The organism is Delftia sp. 60 (assembly GCF_002754395.1).
Taxonomy (GTDB): Bacteria; Pseudomonadota; Gammaproteobacteria; order Burkholderiales; family Burkholderiaceae_C; genus Comamonas; species Comamonas acidovorans.
Window position 1 is genome coordinate 4,568,168 of record NZ_PEFD01000001.1, and the last position, 19,690, is coordinate 4,587,857.

At 67.0% G+C, this 19,690-nt stretch carries 19 protein-coding genes and 1 pseudogene; 7 read left to right on the forward strand and 13 right to left on the reverse strand.

Going from position 1 to position 19,690, the window contains the following annotated elements:
* The first annotated feature begins 41 nt into the window (after positions 1–41).
* Complete coding sequence (locus CLV01_RS20720; protein ID WP_099733321.1) at positions 42–929, forward strand: LysR substrate-binding domain-containing protein; 888 nt, start codon at positions 42–44, stop codon at positions 927–929.
* Positions 930–995: 66 nt separating this feature from the next.
* Here CLV01_RS20720 and CLV01_RS20725 read toward each other — a convergent pair whose 3' ends face one another.
* The 3 genes from CLV01_RS20725 to CLV01_RS20735 all read right to left on the reverse strand — a co-directional run bounded on the left by CLV01_RS20725 (position 996) and on the right by CLV01_RS20735 (position 5,264).
* Positions 996–1,865 carry a DMT family transporter gene (locus tag CLV01_RS20725; protein WP_099733320.1) on the reverse strand — a complete coding sequence of 290 codons (870 nt, stop codon included), beginning with the start codon at positions 1,863–1,865 and terminating at the stop codon, positions 996–998.
* Positions 1,866–1,975: 110 nt separating this feature from the next.
* Entirely contained in the window at positions 1,976–3,646 is a 1,671-nt protein-coding gene (locus CLV01_RS20730; RefSeq protein ID WP_099733319.1) for an ABC transporter substrate-binding protein, read from the reverse strand.
* Between the two features lie 115 nt (positions 3,647–3,761).
* Entirely contained in the window at positions 3,762–5,264 is a 1,503-nt protein-coding gene (locus CLV01_RS20735) for a leucyl aminopeptidase family protein (RefSeq protein WP_099733318.1), read from the reverse strand.
* A gap of 213 nt (positions 5,265–5,477) precedes the next feature.
* On the opposite strand from CLV01_RS20735, the gene CLV01_RS20740 reads away from it, so the two are divergent.
* Positions 5,478–5,816, forward strand: a complete 339-nt coding sequence (locus CLV01_RS20740; RefSeq protein WP_099733317.1) for a DUF6616 family protein — start codon at positions 5,478–5,480, stop codon at positions 5,814–5,816.
* 55 nt (positions 5,817–5,871) lie between these two features.
* On the opposite strand, the gene CLV01_RS20745 is transcribed toward CLV01_RS20740, so the two are convergent.
* The 3 genes from CLV01_RS20745 to CLV01_RS20755 are packed head-to-tail and all read right to left on the reverse strand — an operon-like array spanning position 5,872 to position 8,499.
* Complete coding sequence (locus CLV01_RS20745; RefSeq protein WP_063325658.1) at positions 5,872–6,546, reverse strand: RraA family protein; 675 nt, start codon at positions 6,544–6,546, stop codon at positions 5,872–5,874.
* 40 nt (positions 6,547–6,586) lie between these two features.
* On the reverse strand, positions 6,587–7,573 hold the full coding sequence (locus tag CLV01_RS20750; RefSeq protein WP_099733316.1) for a Bug family tripartite tricarboxylate transporter substrate binding protein: 987 nt from the start codon (positions 7,571–7,573) through the stop codon (positions 6,587–6,589).
* Positions 7,574–7,620: 47 nt separating this feature from the next.
* Positions 7,621–8,499: an NAD(P)-dependent oxidoreductase gene (locus tag CLV01_RS20755; protein WP_097202017.1), complete on the reverse strand. Its 879-nt coding sequence runs from the start codon at positions 8,497–8,499 to the stop codon at positions 7,621–7,623.
* A gap of 188 nt (positions 8,500–8,687) precedes the next feature.
* On the opposite strand from CLV01_RS20755, the gene CLV01_RS20760 reads away from it, so the two are divergent.
* Positions 8,688–9,344, forward strand: coding sequence for a GntR family transcriptional regulator (locus CLV01_RS20760; RefSeq protein ID WP_012206234.1), 657 nt, complete (start codon positions 8,688–8,690; stop codon positions 9,342–9,344).
* A gap of 6 nt (positions 9,345–9,350) precedes the next feature.
* Here CLV01_RS20760 and CLV01_RS20765 read toward each other — a convergent pair whose 3' ends face one another.
* The 6 genes from CLV01_RS20765 to CLV01_RS20790 form a co-directional block, all read right to left on the reverse strand.
* On the reverse strand, positions 9,351–10,604 hold the full coding sequence (locus CLV01_RS20765; protein WP_099733315.1) for an MFS transporter: 1,254 nt from the start codon (positions 10,602–10,604) through the stop codon (positions 9,351–9,353).
* Between the two features lie 84 nt (positions 10,605–10,688).
* Positions 10,689–11,126: a type II 3-dehydroquinate dehydratase gene (gene aroQ, locus CLV01_RS20770; protein WP_099733314.1), complete on the reverse strand. Its 438-nt coding sequence runs from the start codon at positions 11,124–11,126 to the stop codon at positions 10,689–10,691.
* 55 nt (positions 11,127–11,181) lie between these two features.
* A complete protein-coding gene (locus CLV01_RS20775; RefSeq protein WP_099733313.1) occupies positions 11,182–12,240 on the reverse strand; it encodes a Gfo/Idh/MocA family protein in 1,059 nt (352 codons plus the stop codon).
* Positions 12,241–12,251: 11 nt separating this feature from the next.
* Entirely contained in the window at positions 12,252–13,403 is a 1,152-nt protein-coding gene (locus CLV01_RS20780; protein ID WP_043821236.1) for a porin, read from the reverse strand.
* A 91-nt stretch (positions 13,404–13,494) separates the two neighbouring features.
* The gene (locus CLV01_RS20785; RefSeq protein ID WP_099733312.1) at positions 13,495–14,328 is read right to left on the reverse strand and encodes a shikimate dehydrogenase family protein; all 834 of its coding nucleotides are present in this window, start codon (positions 14,326–14,328) and stop codon (positions 13,495–13,497) included.
* Between the two features lie 48 nt (positions 14,329–14,376).
* Positions 14,377–15,771: an MFS transporter gene (locus CLV01_RS20790; protein WP_034395684.1), complete on the reverse strand. Its 1,395-nt coding sequence runs from the start codon at positions 15,769–15,771 to the stop codon at positions 14,377–14,379.
* A gap of 196 nt (positions 15,772–15,967) precedes the next feature.
* Between CLV01_RS20790 and CLV01_RS20795 the strand changes: the two genes are divergently transcribed.
* From CLV01_RS20795 to CLV01_RS29720, 3 genes and pseudogenes are all read left to right on the forward strand, one after another.
* Positions 15,968–16,738, forward strand: a complete 771-nt coding sequence (locus CLV01_RS20795) for an IclR family transcriptional regulator domain-containing protein (protein WP_012206241.1) — start codon at positions 15,968–15,970, stop codon at positions 16,736–16,738.
* Entirely contained in the window at positions 16,738–16,887 is a 150-nt protein-coding gene (locus CLV01_RS29235; protein ID WP_180288434.1) for a hypothetical protein, read from the forward strand. The genes CLV01_RS20795 and CLV01_RS29235 overlap by 1 nt, the downstream gene beginning before the upstream one ends.
* A gap of 95 nt (positions 16,888–16,982) precedes the next feature.
* A pseudogene (locus CLV01_RS29720) lies at positions 16,983–17,302 on the forward strand (transposase); the annotation flags it as partial.
* A gap of 310 nt (positions 17,303–17,612) precedes the next feature.
* On the opposite strand, the gene CLV01_RS20800 reads toward CLV01_RS29720, so the two are convergent.
* A complete protein-coding gene (locus CLV01_RS20800; RefSeq protein ID WP_099733311.1) occupies positions 17,613–18,725 on the reverse strand; it encodes an HNH endonuclease in 1,113 nt (370 codons plus the stop codon).
* A gap of 253 nt (positions 18,726–18,978) precedes the next feature.
* On the opposite strand from CLV01_RS20800, the gene CLV01_RS20805 reads away from it, so the two are divergent.
* Positions 18,979–19,656 (forward strand): hypothetical protein, encoded by a 678-nt coding sequence (locus tag CLV01_RS20805; RefSeq protein ID WP_257221435.1) that lies wholly within the window; start codon positions 18,979–18,981, stop codon positions 19,654–19,656.
* Positions 19,657–19,690: the final 34 nt, after the last annotated feature.

A 19,690-nucleotide genomic window follows, 5' to 3' on the forward strand; every position in this document is an offset into this window, starting at 1 on the left:
GGCCACCGGCGCGCCCGGCTCCAGTACGATGCCGGCCAGCCATGCGCAACATCCCGCCCCTTCACCTCATCGCCGCCTTCGATGCCGTGGCGCGAAGCCAGAGCTTCAAGCAGGCGGCCGAAGAACTGAACCTTTCGGACAGCGCCGTCAGCCACCGCATCCGCGAACTGGAAAAGCTGCTGGGCACCCCGCTGTTCCACCGCACCACGCGCGTGGTCACGCTCAGCGCCGAGGGAGCCTGGCTGCACCAGCAGACCCGCGCCCCGCTGCAGGCGCTGGAGACCACCTTCGGCAGCCTGGTGCAGGGGCGCGACGTGGTGCGCATCAGCGCCCTGCCCTCGTTCGCACGGCTGCGGCTGGTGCCGTCGCTCACGGCCTTTCAGCGCAGCCACCCGGACGTTTCCATCGCCATCGATCCGACCACGCGCACCGTCAACCTCCAGCAGGGCGAGGCGGACATCGCCATCCGCTTTGCACACCAGGCGCCTCAGGCACCTCTGGCATTCCACTGCGAGCGCCTGCTGGAGGACGAATGGTTTGCCGTGGCCGCGCCACGCTACCTGGAGCAGTTCGAGGGCCTGGATCTGGCCGGGCTGTTCCGGCGGGCCAACCTGCTCTCGCACAGCCGCCAACCCTGGGAGCCCTGGCTGCAGGCCGCGGGCCTGCGCATCTCGGCAGCCCAGCGCCAGCTCAGCTATTCGGACACGGGCTTCATGCTGGACGCGGCGCTGAACCTGCAAGGCATTGCGCTGGGCCGCCGCTCCCTGGTCCAGCGCCTGCTGGCCGAGCGCAGCCTGGTGCGCGTCTCGGACACGGCCATCCCCTGCAGCCAGAGCTATTTCCTGCTGGCTTCCGAGCGCGCCATGGTCTCGCGCCATGGCGCGGCCGTCATGGACTGGATTCGTGCGGTGGCGGCCGAGGCCGGATAGCCGGGCGCCGCCGCCCGCCACCCGCGTTCACGCTTCACACGTTCACACGTTCACGCCCTCACATCCTCAGCGCGCCATGGTCAGCGCAATGCCCAGCAGCACGCCCGCCATGGCCGCCGCCTTGGGCCGCAGATGGCGTTCGGCAAAGTACCGTGCCGACAGCGCAAACACCATGACCAGATTGGCGCGGCGCAGCACCGAGATCACGGCAATCTGCGCGCCCTCCATCTGCACGGCGGCCAGGTAGATGGACTCGGCCAGCACATAGGCCAGCGCAATGGCGGGCACGGCCCAGTTGCGTCCCAGCAGGCTGCGCAGCTCCAGCCCGCGCCAGATCCAGGGCAACAGCAGCAAGGCCAGGGCGCCGCGCTGCAGCGCAGACCAGGCCTGGACGGCAACCAGGTCCATGCGCAGCGTGGCCAGAATGTGCTTGTCGTACAGGGCATTGGCCGAGGACAGCAGCGTGGCCGCCAGCATGCACAGCACCCAGAGATTGCGGCCAAAGCCTATGCCCTCCTTCCGGCCGACCAGGGAGAACAGGTAGTACGAGGCCATGGACACCGCCAGCCCCAGCCATTGCCACCAGCCCAGTTGCTCGGACAGCAGGAGCACCGCGCCCAGCGCCGTCCACAGCGGCCCGCTGGCACGCACGCCCGCAGAGATGGACAGCGGCAAGGCCTTCACCGAGTAGTACGACAGCACCCAGGTGGCCACCATCATCAGCGACTTGGGCAGCAGCAGCATCTGCTGGCGCAGGTCCAGCGCGGCGGACGAGGAATCGCCCATCGCCACGAAAGGCAGCCACAGCAGCGCGCCCAGCGCCGAGCACCAGAACACCACCTCCAGCACGGACTTTTCCCCCAGCGCCAGCTTGGTCAGAAAGTCATATGCCCCCAACACCAGGCCGGCCAGCAGCCCCAACACCATCCAGTCCATATCCGCCTGCACTCCTGCATTGACAAGGGTGCAAGCGTAGGAGCGATGGCCGCAGGCATTGCTGAGACCTGTGCGGCGATTGCGCAATCGCGCTCATGAATGCGCGGGCATCACTGCGCGCCAGCCACCGCAGCCTGGCGCGCACCGGGCTGCTTGAACAGCTTGAAGTAAGGCGTGTTCGACGGATTCACCGGGATGTCGAACTTGCGCACCATGGCATAGGTCTGGATCTGGTCGTGCAGCGGCAGGTAGATCAGCTCCTTTTGCACCGTGCTCCAGATGGAGTGGATGGTGGCATCGCGCTTGCGCGCATCGCCCTCGGAGGCCAGGGAGACGATCTGGCTGTCCAGCTCGGCATTGCTGTAGCGCGTGGCATTGGTGTTGCCCCGGCCATTCTTGCCGCGCGTGTGCACCAGGTAGTCGAAGACATAGGCCGAGTCATAGGTGGGCACGCCCCAGCCGTAGAGGTAGAAATCCGTCTCCTGGTTGTTGATGGCCGCCGTCTGGATGGCCAGCGGCCGGGACGACACGGCGGTCTTCACGCCGATGCGGCCCAGAAAACCGGCGATGGCCTGGCAGATGGCCTCGTCGTTCAGGTAGCGGTCGTTCGTGCAATGCAGGGTGATGCCGAAGCCGTTGGGGTAGCCGGCGTCGGCCAGCAGCTTCCTGGCCTGGACAAGGTCGGCCTTGCCCACGGCGCCAAAGGATTTCTCGTAGCCGTGCACAAAGGGCGGCGCAATGATGTTGGTGGGCACGGACAGGCCGCGCATCACGGCGCGCTGTATGGCCTGCCGGTCGATGGCCAGCTGGAAGGCCTGGCGCACGCGCAGGTCGGCCAGCGGGTTCTTGTCCTTCACATCGGAATGCGCCAGCGGGGCGGTGCCCACGTTCAGGCCCAGGAAGATGGTGCGGTTCTCGGCGGCCTGGTTGATGCGAAAGCGCGGGTCGGCGCTCAGGCGCGCAATGTCCTGAATGGGCAGGTCCTGCACGAAGTCCACCTCGCCCGACAGCAGCGCCGCCACGCGCGTGGCCTGGGACTTGATGGGCAGGTAGACCAGTTCGTCGATCTCCAGCGGGAACAGCCCCTTGCCCCAGTAGCCGGGAAACTGCCGCAGCACGGTGCGCGTGTCCTGCTCGCGCGAGGCGATGACATAGGGCCCCGTGCCGTTGGCGTTGCGCGTGGCGTAGTTCTCTTCCTTGGCCAGCGCGTTCTGCGGCTGCTCGGCACCATGGGCCTTGGCCCAGGCGGCGCTCAGGATCTGGATGTTGATGAGGCTGGCCGGCAGCAGCGGGTTGGGCCCGTTGGTCCTGATGTGCACGGTGAAGGCATCGACCTTGGTCACGTCGGTGATCGAGGTCAGCAGCGAGCGCATGTCCGAGGTGGCCGAGCGCGCGCGGCGCAGCGAAAACAGCACGTCGTCGGCCGTGAACAGGCTCCCGTCATGGAACTTCACGCCCTTGCGCAGCTTGAACTCCCAGACCGAGGGGTCGGCAGTCAGCGCCCAGGACGTGGCCAGGGTGGGCAGCAGCTTGCCATCGGCCGTGCGGATGATCAGCGGCTCGTAGATCTGGTGCAGCAGGTTGTGGTTGGGGCCGTTGTTCAGCGCATGCGGGTCCAGCGTGGATGCGTCGGTGGAGCGCGCCCAGCGCAGGGTTTCGGCCTGGGCGGGCGGTGCGCACAGCAAGGCTGCGGCCAGGGCGGGAAGCAGTGCGGAAGTTCGCAGGGTGCGCAAGTGGGTGCGCAGCAGGGAAAGGCGAGGCAGGAAGCGTCTTTGGGTCATGAAGTGTCCTGGCAGCCGGAACAAGATCGCAGAAAGGCGGCGGCGGGTGCCGCGCCGGCTGCACCAGACGGCCGATTGTGTGGAGCCACCAGCCCGCCGCAAAGCCCGATTGCGCCTATGCAAATGCGCTGCGCGCAGATGCAAAGTGCTGCGACAGCAGGGCGTACAGCGCGCGCAGGCCCTGGGCCTCGCCGCCCCTGGGACGGCCGGGGCGCTCCTCCAGATTCCAGGCGAACAGGTCCAGGTGCAGCCAGGGCAGCTCGGGCGGCACAAAGCTCTCCAGGAACAGCGCAGCCGTGATGGCGCCGCCCTGCGGCGTGCTGGCGGCGTTGAGCAGGTCGGCCTGGTCGGAGCGGAGCAGGCGGCGGTACGGCGCCCACAGGGGCAGGCGCCACAGCGGGTCGGCCTGCGCGCGGCCCTGGGCCAGCAGGGCCTCGGCCCAGCCGTCATGGTTGCTGAACAGCGCGGGCAGGTCCGGCCCCAGCGCCGTGCGCGCAGCGCCCGTGAGCGTGGCCAGGTCGATCAGCAGCGCGGGCGGCGTGGGCGCGCTGCGAATGGCGTGGTGCAGCGCATCGGCCAGCAGGAGCCGGCCTTCGGCATCGGTGTTCTCGATCTCCACGCGCCGGCCGTCACCGGCCTCGATGATGTCGCCGGGCCGCAGCGCACCGGCGCCCACGGCGTTCTCCACCGCAGGCACCAGCAGCTTCAGGTGGATGGGCAGGCCCGCCTGCATCAGCAGATCGGCCAGGGCCAGGGCGTGCGCAGCGCCGCCCATGTCCTTCTTCATCCAGCGCATGCCTGCGGCGGGCTTGAGGTCCAGCCCGCCGGAGTCAAAGCACACGCCCTTGCCGATGAGCACCACATGGGGCAGCGCGGCATCGCCCCAGGTCAGCTCGGCCACGCGCGGCGCCTGGGCCGCCGTCTGGGCCGCCCGGCCCACGGCGTGCACCAGCGCAAAGCCTGCGGCAGGCAGCTCGTCGCCCACCCATTGCCGGTAGCGCGCGCCATGGCGCGCGGCCAGGTCGGCCACGGCCTGGGCCAGCTGTTCGGGACCCAGCTGGTTGGCAGGCAGGTTGACCAGCCGCCGCACCTCGCCAATGGCGGCGGCCATTGGCGCGACGGCGGCCTGCTCATCGGGGCTTGCCACCAACCGAGCGAGTGATAGAGCGAGTGATGGAGCGGTTGCCGCATCCGACTGCCGCGCCTGGCGGGTCGATGGCAGCGCGCCCAGTGCCCAGCCCAGGAGCAGATGCGGCCTCTGAGCCTCATCCGCATCGGTGAGCGTGTAGGTGCCGGGCGGCAGCGCAGCCGGCAGGCCGGCCAGCTGCCACAGCGGCTGGTCCGGGTCCACGCCGACCAGCACGCCAGCGAGGGCAGCGCCCTCGCTCTGCCCTTCCCTCTGCACTTCAGCCTGCATGCCGGGCAACAGCAGGATGCGGCCCGGCTGCGCATCAAAGCCTGCGGCGCGCGCCCATCGGGCCTGGGCCGAGGGCAGTTGCTCCAGCACGGCCGCCAGCGTGGCGGGCGTGGCACGGTGCAAGGCCGTGGCGGGTTGGGATGAAATGGCAAAGGCGCCGGGGCGGGAATCGGATTGGACGGTTGTGACGGGGATGGACATGGCGTGGCCAAAGCGCGCCAGCCTAAAGGACCGCCCGGCTCTCGCAAACAAGCCTGCCGCATATGGATATGCGCAAACCCCTGATGGAAGACAGCGCCAGAGCACAGCCATGGACGGCACAGGCCGCATGCCATGATGCCAACATATAATTAGTCACCATACAATATGCCAACACCACAACCGACGCACAGCGCCTCAACCCCAGGAAACACCATGTCCCACTATCTGGTCGAGCTCTATTCCCCCAACCCCGCCTGGCTGGCCCTGCCCGCCGCGCAGCGCCAGCAGTTTCTGGACGCGGTTGCCAGCGCCATGGGCAGCCTGGCTGTCATGGGCGTGCAGGTGCTGGCCCTGGCCGAGACCGAGCGCGGCTTGGACCAGGCCAGCCCGCACCGCTTCCTGGGCATCTGGCGCTTTCCCGATACCGCCGCGCGCGATGCCCTGCTGGCGGGCATCAAGGCCAGCGGCTGGTACGGCTACTTCGACCATGTGAACGCGGCCAGCGGCACGGGCGGCCTGGAAAGCCATCTGAAGGCGCTGGCCGAGGCCTGAGGCGGACGGGTGATGGGTGCTGGATGAGTGCTGTATGGATGATGTAGCGCCGGCCCTACGGCTGAATCGGACACCCCAGACGCTTGAGCGTCTCGTCGATCCATGGCGCGCTGTAGGTGCCGGCAGCGATGTCGGCCACCATCCTGGCCTCAACGACCTGCTTTCCGTGTGCTGCATCCAGCAGGGCCTGCGCCTGCGCATGCGGTACGCACAGCAAGCCATCGTCATCGCCAATCATGAGGTCACCGGGCTCGATCACCATGCCATCGATGGCGATGGGCACATTGATTTCGCCAGGGCCGTCCTTGTAGGGTCCGCGGTGCGTGACGCCCGCGGCGAATACCGGGAAGCTGCCTGCACGAATCCATGCCGCGTCCCGGATCGCGCCATTGATCACGATGCCGCCCAGCTGACGACGCATGGCGTCTCCGACCATGATTTCTCCGATGAGTGCGTTGGTGAGGTCGCCCCCCGCATCCACCACGATCACGTCACCTGGGCTGGCCAGTTGAAGTGCCTTGTGGAGCATGAGGTTGTCGCCCGGGCGTGTCTTGATGGTCAACGCGGGGCCGGCCATGCGCCCGCCGCCGTGCATGGGGCGCAACCGCGCGCCGCCAGCCGTCATGCGGGCCATGCAGTCGCTGACGTTGGCAACAGGCACGTCGAGATAGCGCCTGGCAATATCAAGGCTGACAGCGCGTTGCCGCTTCAGAATTTGAAGACCGATCATGGTGTGGTTCTCAGAGTGGATGGAATGAAAGCCGTGCCGCTCAATCGAGCGTGGTGCCAGAGCTCTTGACGATGGGTGCCAGGCGTGCGCGGTCGCTGGCGTAGAGCCTGGCCATGTCCTGCGGTGTGCCGGTGATGAGTTCGGCACCGGAGTCGGCGATCTTCCTGGCCGTGTCGGGTGCGTTCACCACCTTGTTGATGGCTTCGTTGAGCTGCTTGACGATGGCGTCGGAAGTGCCGGCCGGGGCCATCACGCCCCAGACGCTGGCCAGCTCCACGCCCTTGATGCCGGATTCGGTGTAGGTCGGCACGTTGGGCAGCAGCTTGGAGCGGCTCGCGGTGGTCACGCCGATGGCGCGCACCTTGCCCGACTGGATGTGCGACAGCAGCGTGGGGACGGAGCCCATGTACATGTCGATGCGCCCGCCCAGCAGGTCGGGCATGGCCTGCGCCATGCCGCGAAACGGCACGTGGGTGAACTTCACATTCGAGCTTTTCTGCCAGGCCTCGCTGATGAGGTGCGAAATGGTGCCGGTGCCCGGCGTGGCAAAGCTCAGGCGCCCGGGGTCCTTCTTCGCCGCCTGGACGATGTCGTCCAGGGACTTGTACGGCGAATCGGCATTCACCACGAGCACGGCCGGGCCGGCTGCGACCAGGGCCACGGCGCGCAGGTCCTTGTCGGGGTTGTAGGTGAGCTTGGAGTACAGCAGCGGGTTGAGCACCACGTTGTCGGTCTGCGCCATCACCAGGGTCAGGCCGTCGGCGGGGGCCTTGGCCACCTGGTCCAGAGCCAGGTTGCCACCGGCACCGGGCTTGTTCTCCACCACGATGGCCCACCCATGGGCCTCGGTGAGCTTGGTGCCGACCAGCCGCGTGAGGTTGTCGGTGCCGCCACCGGCCGGAAAGGGCACGATGAACCTGATAGGCCGCTGCGGATAGGTGCCCTGGGCATGGGCCGGGGCCATGGCGGCAGCGGTCAGTGCCAGCAGGCCGGCGAGGGCCAGGCGGCGTCGGGTCGGGGTCGTCATTGCGGATGTCTCCTTTGGTGGTGTCGGTTGGCGCAGGGGTACGTTGATCAGGCTTGGCTGGCGAGCACGTGGCTGCCCAGCCAATCGATGGCCTCGTCGGTGGAGGTGCCGGTGAACGGCTGCGCCGCATGCGCCCGGGCCGTGGCGGCGAACAGCGCCTCGACGGCGGGCGAGGCGATGGGCGCCAGGCCGTTGCGGGCCATCTGCTGCCGGGCCTCGGCCACCTCGTTGCGGCGGCGTGCGGAGTGCGGGATGTGCGTGCGCACCATGGACTCCATCAGCGTGCGCAGCGGTGTCTCGTCGATGTCCTGCAGCACGGCATGCAGCTGCTCGCGCAGGCCCATCTGCTGGGCCGTCACCAGGCACTCCACGGCCAGCGCCTCGGTCCCCTTGGTGTAGATGCTGCGCAGGAGCTTGAGCGCGGCGGCATCGCCCGGCTGCCCGCCCACCACGCGAACCGAGCCGCCAAGGGGCAAGAACAATTCCTGTACAAAACCGGCCTTGCCACCGGCCACGAGCAGCGGCGTCTTTCTGCCGCCCAGGTTGACCGCGCCGGTGATGGCCACGTCCACGAAGTGCACCGCCCTGCCCTGGGCGACGCGCCGGGCCAGCTCGCCGCATTCGCGCATCTCCTGCGGGTCGGCCGTGGTCATGTCCACATAGACCACGCCATCGCGCAGATGGGGCAGGCAGGCCTCGAACAGGCTGCGCGCCACGGTGCCGAACACGGCGCTCACCACCACGTCGGCCTCGGCCAGCCAGGCACCGGGCGCGGTATGCACCTGCGCACCAGCGGCCTGCACGGCGTCGGCCACCGCAGCGTTGGGCTGCAGGTCGCACAGGCCCACCAGGCTGTGCCCCTGCTCCACAAAGGCCTGCATGTAGCAGGCGCCGACCATTCCACCACCCAGTATTGCGAACTTCATAAAAGTACAAATTTAAAACATTTCGCGCAGTCTATGGAGTGCACCTGCGATCCACTCATAGAGATTTCCCGTAGAACTGCGGATATTTGTACTTGTTTTGTATTTTTCCGAATGGAGCGCAGCGCAGCGAGCCCCTCCGTCGTCACCTAGAATCGGCGCACCATCCCCACCCACTTGGTGCAAACACAGTGCAAAACGTGAAAGACAAGGCGTACGAGGTTCTGCGGCAGCGGCTCATCGGCGGCCACTACCGACCCGGCGAACAGCTCAAGGAGGAGCCCATTGCCCGCGACCTGGGACTGAGCCGCACGCCGGTGCGCAATGCGCTGCACCGCCTGGTGGAAGATGGCCTGGCCACCGATGGCGCGGGCCAGGGCATCCGCGTGTCGGAGTGGAGCGACTGGGATGTGGAGGAGACCTTCCAGCTGCGCATGCTGCTGGAGCCGTACGCCTCATTCCTCGCGGCCACGCGCGGCGGCGAGGGGCTGGCCGATGAGCTGGAGGCCAGCAACCAGCGCATGGAGGCCGGCATTGCCGCTGGCCACGACGGCATTGGCGAGGTGCAGTCAGCCAACCGGGATTTTCACCACGCGCTGATCGAGGCATCGGGCTCGCCGCGCCTCAAGACCATGCTGGCGACGATGATCGACATGCCGATCATCAAGCGGTCGTTCTACATCTACACGCCCGAAGAGCTGGTGCAAAGCCTGCACCACCACTGCGACCTGGTGATCGCCATACGTGCCAGGGATGGGGAGCTGGCACGCCAGGTGATGCAGCTGCACCTGCGCATGTCCTACCACCGGTTCATGAAGCATCGGGGGGAATACCGCGCGGATGCATGAACAGTGTCATGACCGGGGCTGAACCCTCTGCGCTGACCGCACCCGGTACAGCCACGGCAGCCAGACAAAGGCGATGAGGACCAGCACAACGCCTGCCAGCGCCATGGGCAACACCATCGGCCAGGCACCGTGGCGCATGGTCGGATCGACAAATTGCGCCGCCAGCTGGCCGGCGCAGAAGGCCACGCACATGATCGCGAAGCCCGAACACGACACGGCCCGCCCGGCCAGCTGCGGCGGCAGGCCACCCACCGCGCCCGCCTGGCCGCAAGGCTGGTGCAGGCCATGGCCCAGCGCATACACCGCGTGCCCCAGCAGCAGTGGAAAGGGCGAGGCCGGCGCCAGCACGCAGCCGGCGATCTGGATGCACGGCCCCAGCAGACTGAGCGAAGCGCCCAGCTGCACCGTGCGCACCGGCCCGTGGCGCGACAGCAGGCGCCGGCACCATGTGATGCCGAGGATGTAGACCAGCGAGCCGCCCGCTGGAATCCAGCCATAGAGCACGGGCGACAGGCCGAACAGGTCGACGTACACCATCGGCGACAGCAGCAAAAAGCAGAAGATGCCGCCGTAGGTGGCTGCGGCCAGTGCCGTCCAGGCGCAAAAGCCGGGGTCGGCGATCACCTGGCGCACGCCGCCAGCGGATACGGATACGGGTAAGGATGCGAGGACCGGAGAAGACTCCGCCGGCGCTTGCCGCGTCTCGCTGAAAGTGCGCCAGCACAGTGCCAGCAAAGCCAGCGAGTAGACGCCCATCGCCACCAGCACCCAGCGCCAGCCAGTGGCCTGGACTCCCCATGCACCGGCAATCGGCGCCACCAGAGCCACCAGCCCCAGGCCTGTGAGGCCGCGGGCCATGATGCGCGGCCCTTCATGGGCCGGATACAGATCGCGCACCGCAGCCCGGGCGCACACCAGGATGGCAGCCATGGCCGCGCCCTGCACGGCGCGCCAGGCCACCAGTGCGTCCGCGCTGCCCGCCAGCGCACAGCCGGCCGCCGCTGCCGTGTAGCAGGCCAAACCCGTCAGCAGCACGGGCCGGCGCCCGAAGCGGTCGGCCAGTGGCCCGCACACCAGTTGGGCGACACCGAAGGCCAGCATGAACACGGTCAGGCTGCTGCTGGCCGAGCCCAGGTCGCGCGCGATCTCGGGCAACGCCGGCAGATAGCCATCGGTGGCGACCTGCTGCGCGGCCAGCAGCAGCGGCAGCAGCAGGAGGAAGGAAACGGAGCGGCGCGGGCCGGAATCGGCGAAGTTCATCTCAATGAAGCCTGGTCACGGCATGCAGCGCGTCGAGCGAGGGAGTTCGAAGGACGATACATGGCCAGTTGCGCGCCATGCATCCTATGCGACGGCGGACAGCACGGCCCGCAGGCCCAGCAGATAGCTTTCCGCGCCGAAGCCGCAGATCTGGCCCCGGGCGATGTCGGCAAACACCGAGTGGTGGCGAAAGGGCTCGCGCGCATGGATGTTGCTCATGTGGATCTCCACCACGGGCACGGCGAGCATGGCCAGCGCGTCGCGGATGCCGTAGCTGTAGTGCGTCCAGGCGCCGGCGTTGATGAGCACGCCATCGACGCCGTCCCGAAAGCCCTGGTGGATGCGATCGCACATGGCGCCTTCGCAATTGGTCTGGAAGCTGTCCACCTCGCAGCCCAGCTGGCTGCCCAGGCTGCGCAGCGAGGCGTCGATCTCGGCCAGCGTGACCGTGCCGTATTGGGCGGGGTCGCGCTGGCCGAACATGTTGTGGTTGATGCCGTGCAGCATCAGGATCTTTTTCATGGAGGCTCCGTGGCTCGATGTCATGGATGGAGGATGCGCGCCGGTGGCGTCCGGGTCACGCCGTGGTGTCGATGGCGGCGCCCATGCGGGCAGCCTCTGCAATGGCCTCGGTGATCTGCAGGTTGCGCAGGCCGTCGTGCACGCTGACCAGGGGCTGCGCCAGGCCGCGCGCCACCTGCGCGAAATGCGCCATCTGGCGCACCAGCGGGTCTTCGCGCTCCACGGCGGCCACATCCAGGTCGAAGGGCTCATTCCAGGAGCGCTGGCCGGCCGATGCATAGGTCTTCAGCTGCATGCTCGGTATGGCCAGCGAGCCGAAGGTGCCCGCCACCAGGTAGCAGTCTTCGTCCTCATAGCTGGCATAGGCCTTGTTCTCCTGCGAGGTCTGCTCCCAGCTGCGCGCGCTGGCGGCCGTGTCCGAAAGCACAAAGCTGCCCAGCGCACCGCTGGCAAAGCGCAGGTTGATGGCCACCGTGTCTTCCACGGCAAAACCGCGCGTGGCATGCGAGGCGAAGGCCTGCACGGCCACGATGTCGCCGCACAGCATGCGCAGGTTGTGGACCTCGTGGATCATGTTGAGCAGGATGGGGCCACCCCCGGCCTCGCGGCGCCAGGGGCCTTCCTCGAAATAGGCGTCCGGCTTGTAGAACAGGGCCGCGCCGGTCACGGCCACCAGGCGGCCCAGCCGCCCCTGGGCAATGAGGGCTGCGGCCCGCGCCATGATCGGGCTGTGGGCGCGGTGGTGGCCCACCAGCACGCGGGCGCCGCTGCGCTCGGCCAGCGCGGCCAGGCGCTGTGCCTCGGCCACGGTGGCGGTGACGGGCTTTTCCAGCAGGATGGGCAGGCGCGCATGCATGCACTGCGCCGCCTGCGGGGCGTGCAGGCGGTTGGGCGTGGCCAGCACCACGGCGTCGGGCCGGTCATGGGCGATCAGCTCGCCCAGGTCGCGCCACAGCGGCACCCCGGCCCTTTGGGCAAGCTCCCGGGCTGCGGGCGCCGGGTCCACGATGGCGGACAGGCGGCAATCCGCCTGGGCCCCGATGGCGGCGATATGGGCCTGGCCGATCGCGCCGGCGCCGGCCACGGCAATGCGAAGCGGGTGCAGCTGTGCCATGGCATGCCCCCTCAGAAGCGGTGCAGCACGCCCAGCTGCACGCCCTTGATGGTGCGGCCGTTGACGTCGTCGGCCGATGTGAAGTTGGGCTTCATGCCGCCCGAGGCCGCCAGCCGGAAGCCCGCATTGCGGTCGTTCTTCAACTGCTCGGCCACCGCGTAGAGCATGGTGCGCTTGGACAGGTCGTAGTAGGCCGCGACCGCGCCGCCCGATGCGCCGCGCCCGCTGTCCGAGCCATCCTGTATGCGGCCCCACAGTGCGCCCACGCGCAGCTGCGGCGTCACGCGGTAGTCGGCCGACAGCTGCCAGACGCGGTAGAAGCGGCGCACATCGGCATTCGTGCCCGCCACCAGCCCGCCCACATTGCCCAGCACCGTGCCCGTGTTGTTGCCCGCCGAGCCTGCCGTGCTGTTGTTGGACCGCACAAAGGCCAGCTGGACCTTGCCCTTGCCGTAGTCGTAGTTGGCGTAGAGGTTGTCGTAGCGGACCGCGTCGGTATAGGCCGCGTTCTGCGGCGCACGCGCATACAGGCCTGCATAGCCGACGCGGTAGGGGCCGTTCAGGTAGTCCAGGCCCAGCTGGTAGATGGCCTGGCGCGCTGGAGCACCGGTCTCGGCCATGGCGTAGTGGGCCTCGAACAGGAAGCCGGCCACGCGCGGCGAGGTGTAGGAGATGTCGTTGTCGAAGCGCGAGGGCACGCCGAAGTTGTTGACCATCGATCCCAACGTGCGCGAGGTGAAGTCGATGTAGTCGCCGCGCCCGAAGATCACGGTGTTCTGCCGGCCCAGCCGCACCTCGCCCCAGCCGCCGCCCAGGCCCACCCAGCTTTGGCGGTCGAAGCCGCGCGTGCTGTCGGCCTGCGTGCCGTTGTCGGCGTTGATGCCCATCTCCAGCTGGAACTTCGCGTACAGGCCACCACCCAGGTCTTCCTGACCGCGAAAGCCCAGGCGGCTGCGCAGCAGGGCGCCGTCCTCCAGCGTGGTCATGGATGCGCCCGAGCTGCTGCGCATGTGGTTGATGTACTGGTCCACGCTGCCGTAGATGGTGACCGAGGACTGGGCGTGGGCGCCCGCGCCCCAGGCGCCCAGCACGGTGGCGAGGGCCAGGATGCGAAGGGCCCCGCGCTGCGGCACTCGCGGTGTCTGGTGCATTTGCTGTTGCATGGTCTTGTCTCCTTCTCTGTGAAAAATGCTTTTTCGGGCGTGGCTGCGCCCTGCCCTGGACGCATTCAGGGCCGGTTGTCTGTCGGCTGGATCAGTAGGAGATGTGGGCGGTGGCGCGCAGCTCGTCGGGCGTGGCGCTGCCGAAGCCGAAGAATTCGAGGTAGGCAGGAATCATCTCGAACAGCATGTCCGTGCCCACCTGGAAGTCGCAGCCCTTGTCGCGCACGGCGCGCAGCAGGGGCGTGAACTCGGACTTCATCACCACCTCGCCCACAAAGGTGGTGGGCGCGATGCGCTGCACATCGAAAGGCAGCGGGTCATCGGCCTTCATGCCCAGCGGCGTGGCGTTGACGACCACGTCAAAGCCCTGCGGGTCCCTGGAGCCCGTGCCCACCTTCATCCTCGGGTAGTAGGCAGCGAGCCGCCCGGCCAGGGCCTGCGCGCTCTCGTCCCGCGTGTCGAACAGCATCAGCTCGCCCACGCCGGCCGCCGCCAGCGAGGCGGCAATCGCCGAGCCCACGCCACCCGCCCCGGAAATCAGCACCCGCGCGCCCTGCAACTGCCGCCCCTTGCGCAGCACGCCGCGCACAAAGCCCGCGCCGTCGAACTGGTCGCCCAGCAGCGTGCCGTCCTCGCGCCGCAGCACGGCATTGCAGGCGCCTGCAATGTGCACGGCCGGCGTGACCTCGTGCACCAGGTCCACCACGGACACCTTGTGCGGCATGGTGATCAGCGCGCCGCGCAGGTTGGTGAAACGCATGATGGCGGCAAAGTCGCCGGCGAAATGCGCCGCCTTCACGCCCATGGGCACGACGCAGGCGTCTATGCCCCGGCCGTCGAACCATGGGTTGTAGATCATGGGCGACTTGAAGGTCTCGGTCGGGTCGCCGATGTGCGCGATGAGGGTGGTTTTTCCGGAAATCATTCCCTGGGCTTTCGGATGCTTGGGTTGGCGGAATGTGGCGTGTGAAATTCAGCGGCCGGACTGGGACAGTGCCTGGGTGCGCAGGCGCTCGTACTCGGCGGCGTCCACAGGCTGCGCACCGGCCTCGCCCAGATCCTCCATGCGCACGCGGTAGGTCTCGCGGGCGCTCCAGGCGGCCAGCGCTGCGACCACGGTGATGCCGAAGGCGATCAGCCCCACCGTCAGCCAGATGTTCTGGGATCCCGGAGGCGCCACGGCCGTGAACAGCGCGGGCAGCATGGCGGTGATGGCCGTGCCCACGTTCTGCGAGATGGCCATGGCCGAGACGCGTGTGCGGGTCGGGAACAGCTCGGGGTAGAAGCTGGGGAACACCGCGTTGTAGCCCTGGTAGACCACGCCCCACATCAGGATGGACATGGCGAAGGCCAGCGGCATGTTGCGCGTGCTGATGGCGTAGAGGTAGCCGATGGCCAGCAGCCCCGACAGCAGCGCGCCGAAAATGATGGGCGGGCGCCGGCCGATGCGGTCGGACAGGTTGCCCACCAGGGGGATCACCAGCACCGCGACGATGTTGCCCACCACGGGAATCCACAGGTACATGTCCTTGGCGAAGCCGATGCCGTAGGCGGGCTGCACCGCGTAGGCGGCACCGAAGATGGTGGCCACCACGGGGATCACGTTCATCAGCGCCATGCAGACCACGCGCAGCATGTCGGGCGAATGGTGGCGGAAAGCCTCGACCACGGGCGAACGCGGACGCGCCTCGCTGCGGCCTGCGGCGGTGAAGGCCGGGGTCTCGTTGACCTCGCGGCGGATGATCCAGCCCGCGATGATGACCACGAAGCTCAGGATGAAGGGAATGCGCCAGCCCCAGCTGTTGAACTGCTCGGTGGGCATGTAGTGCGCCAGCGGCAGGAACACGGCCGCTGCCAGGATCTGGCCGGCCTGCACGCCCTGCAGCGTGAAGCTGGCGAAGAAGCCGCGCCGCCCGAACGGGGCATGCTCCAGGATCATCGAGCTGGCGCCCGAGATCTCGCCGGCCACCGCAAAGCCCTGGATCAGCCGCATCAGCACCAGCAGCGCGGGCGCCCACAGGCCGACCTGGTCATAGGTGGGCAGCAGCCCCACGGCGATGGTGGAAAAGCCCATCAGGAACATGCACCACACCAGCACCTGCTTGCGCCCGTGCGTATCGCCCAGGTGTCCCAGCACGAAGGCGCCGATGGGCCGCGCCACATAGCCCACGCCATAGGTGGCCAGCGAGGCGATGATGGCAATCGCCGGATCACCCTGCGGAAAGAAGATCTGCGGAAAGATCAGCGCCGCAGCCGTGGCGTAGATGAAGAAATCGTAGTACTCCAGGGCCGAGCCTATCCAGCCGCTGGTGGCGGCCTTCCTGGGTTGGTGCTGCGTTGACTGCGTATGTACCGGTGTTGCGCTCATGTGTTGTCTCCTCCAGGCAAAAGATCCCCGCTGCGGCAAGTGATGGATGCTTGCGGCCAGGCCAGCGGGATGTAAAAAATGTAGTTCCCGCCTATGAATCTGCCCAAGCCAATTTCCAGGGGCATGTGCGCTGATCGCACCGCGCGGTTCGATAATCGCACGCACCCAGGGTTAATACGGAAAACTCAAGCTCGCCATGACAACACCTTCCACCCTCGCCCAGCGCGACTGGATTGCCGGACTGGAACGCGGCGTATCGATCATCGAAGCCTTTGACGACGCCCACCCGCGCATGACGGCCGCCGAGGCAGGCCAGCGCACGGGCATGACGCGCACCGCCGCGCGGCGCTACCTGCTGACGCTGCAGCACATGGGCTACGTGGCGGGGGACGGCAAGCTGTTCTGGCTCACGCCGCGCGTGCTGCGGCTGGGGCAGTCGTACCTGGAGTCGGCGCGGCTGCCGCGCATCGTCCAGCCGTTTCTGCAGCGCGTGGCGGCCGGCACCCATGAAACCGCCTACCTGGCGGTGCTGGACGACGACGAGGTGGTCTACATCGCGCGCAACGGACCCAACCGCAACATGAACACCGGCTACGTGCTGGGCGCGCGCGTGCCGGCCCAGGTCACGGCGGCCGGCATGCTGATGCTGTCCATGCGCAGCGACGCCGAGCTGGAGCACTGGCTGGACAACCGCGCGCTGACGGTCTTCACCTCGCACACCATCACCTGCCCCGCCGAAATGCGCCGCGAGCTGGCCCTGATCCGCACCCAGGACTGGGCGCTGTGCGAGCAGCAGCTCAACCTGGACTCGCGCGGCATTGCCGTGCCGCTGCGCGACCGCCACGGCGCGCTGGCCGGCGCCCTCAACATCACCATGCCCATGGGCCGCGAGACCGGCAAGGACGCCGTGGCGCGCGTGCTGCCCATGCTGCGCGAGACGGCGCAGGCCATGCGGGATCTGATCTGATGCAGGAGCAGACCCTGCAGGCAGGCGACTGCGACCTCGCGCTGTTGCAGCATCGTCAGGCGATGGGACAGCGATTGCACAACCTGATGCTGCGCTGCGACGCCTCCGGGCTGCTGGCGCTCTTCTTGGAGCTCGGCAGCTCGAGCTGACCTGCCCCTTCATAGCCGTACCAGTTGAATGCAAGTAAGGTCCGCCAACTGCGCGAATGACGGACGTGAAGAAGAGTCGATTTACCGAGCAGTAGATCATTGGGTTCTTGAAGCAGGCCGAGCATGGCCTGGCAGTCAAGGAGGTCTGCCGCCAAGGTGGGGGCAGCGAGCCCCCGTACTACAAATGGCGCGCCAAGTAAGGCAGCATGGAAGTCGACGAGGCCCGACGCCTGAAGAACCTTGAAGTCGAGAACGCCCGGCTGCCGGCCGACGCGCACCTGGACCTGGAGGCTCTCAAGGTCGGGCTCTGGGTAAAGCGCTAGTCCCACAAGACAAATGCAAGGCCATCGCCAAGATGCTGGAACACACCCAGATCTCTGAGCAGCGGGCTTATCCTCTTGTGAGGCTGCCCCGAGATGCCTGGCGGCATCCACCGCAATTGCCCGGGCCCTCCGGGTCACGGCGCAGCACAGCAGTCAGAGCTCAAAGACGGCCACAGGCCGCAAGCGCAGTGCGCGCAGACCTTGACGGCCAGAACGCCTTGGCACGCTGGGCTCACCAGCAAGCCAGCCCAACACCCACACCGAGAATTTCTCTCAGATCTGGACGAAGCTCTCAGCGCAGCTCTCGTAATGCTGGCGTATCGCGCACACATCCGGCCACAGCTGAAGGTTTGCAGGCAGGTGGAGAGCTTGGCGGTGGAAGCGTCCGTAGGATGGACGTGCCTACGCAGAAACGTCCACGGTCCACGTGGTCGGGTCCACCCTCAGCAATCGAAGATCGAACAGTGTGTGGATGTCCGCGCGCAGAAGCAAGCCGTTGGTCACGTGGTTGGTGTGATCACCTCGATACGGCTTGATGTGCGCCCCTTCCAAGATGGCTTGCAGCGCGCATCCAGTCACGGCACAACGTCCGTCGTAGGCTGCTAGCAGCTCCTGCCTGAATTTCGGTTGCCCTTGTCGTCGTGCGATGCTGACCAGCACGCGCTTGCGGCCATCGTCTTCGTTGCTGGCATCAAACTCCCCAGCCGGCGACGCCTCTAACTCACGCTGGACGTGCACCATCTCAGGCGAGTCGGTAACAAGACGGGGGCGCATGACGCCCTCCTCATCGGCCGTCTGCTCCCAGACCCCATGGACAGCAGGGTCCGGGTCATAGGTCTCGTAGGTTGCGACGCCTCTCCCTCCGCGACGGAACAGTGCGTCAATAGGATTCCACCCATCGGTGCTGCGCGCCACCTGATTGGCCTGCCAGGCACTGCGACTGTATTCATTCACCGAAATCAACCGAAGGTCTGGACCAATATTTGAGAGCTCGAAATCAGGGACCTTCGATGCGACGTAGCTCTCGATTTCGCTTGCGGTGGCTTTACCACCGAGCTGCTGGACAGCCTCCAAAGCCACACGCCACGTCTGCTTACCGTAGTTGAATTGCCGACCCGTGTCGCGCGTCAATACGAAGGATGTCGGGCGGCTTCCAAACGAGCGGATGTAGTGGAATGGCCCTAGGTACTTGAAGCCGGCCCCGGGATGCTCGTACTTCTTCATTCGATGAAAGACCAGAAGTTCAAGTCCATTCACGGCCTGATCGATCAGGAAATGGTCGGTGCGCCCTTCCATCTGGCCTTGCATCAACAACACGTCCCCGTCCAGATGATCCGTGTACTGAACGCGGTCGGGCGTCTTCTCCTCCGTCACAAACAGCCAGACGGACCGCGTGCTCTTGGAGTGGAAGATTCCGTTGTTGATCGTGGCATCTGTGATGCCGAACAGTTCCCGCAGACCATGGCGGGTGTATATCTCGCCGACTACCAGCTGGGTCGATGTCATTTCTGCCATTTATCCTCCTGTCTCTGCTGGAGATCGTAACCGTCGACATTTGGATCTCTGCACCGCCACAACGGCCAGCGACCGGCTCACTGCCCACAAGCGAAGCGCGCAGGCGTCAGCGATCGGCGCCCGGATGGGTCGATACGACGGGACACCTGTGGCCCGGTGGCTCGATGCGAAGCACAAGAGCGCGACCGGCTAAGTCCTGCGCTGGCACGACAGTGACTGGGGTGCCGTGGTCTAGCTGGCCTCGTTCATCGCCATGTTCTCGATCCGCACGCCGCACACCATCTGCATCAATGCCAATGTCATCGTCGGTGGCCGCAAAGGCCTGGCCGAGCGCCTGCTGCTGCTCGGCATGATGGCATTGCCGCTGTTACACCTGGCCACCGGCATCTTGGCCTTCGCGGACCACGAGCCTCCCGCCTGGGCAACCTGGACCGGAGCCCGGCTCCAGATCCCCTTCGCCTGGCTCTTCTGGCGAAGCCACGCCGACCTGGGCCGCAACTGGAGCCCCGGCCTGGAATTACGCAAGGAACACCAGCTCATCACCGCAGGCGTCTACCACGCGTATCCGCCATCTCATGTACGCAGCGATCCGGATTGCGGCGCTGACCCAGCCGCTGCTGGTCCACAAATGGATCGCCGCTGCGCCGGTCATCCCCGCCTTCGCGGCCATGTGGTTCATCCGGTTCCAGGCGGGGAAGCCATGATGCGCGCCGGAGTCCGGCACCGCCTACGACGACTACTGCCAGCGCACCGGAAAGCTGTTGCCGCGATAGACAGTTCATGCCCCAAAAGGAATAGCCGATTCTTTTTTAGAGCACGGACAGGCACTAGGTGGCTCGGCAACATAAAGCTGCACTACAACAAGCGGTGCACACCAGTGTTGGCCCAGCAGGCTAGCCTCGTAAAATTATCGGCGGCTATGCAACGGTAGTAAGCAGCGATCCTTTTCATCCTGCGCGGACCCT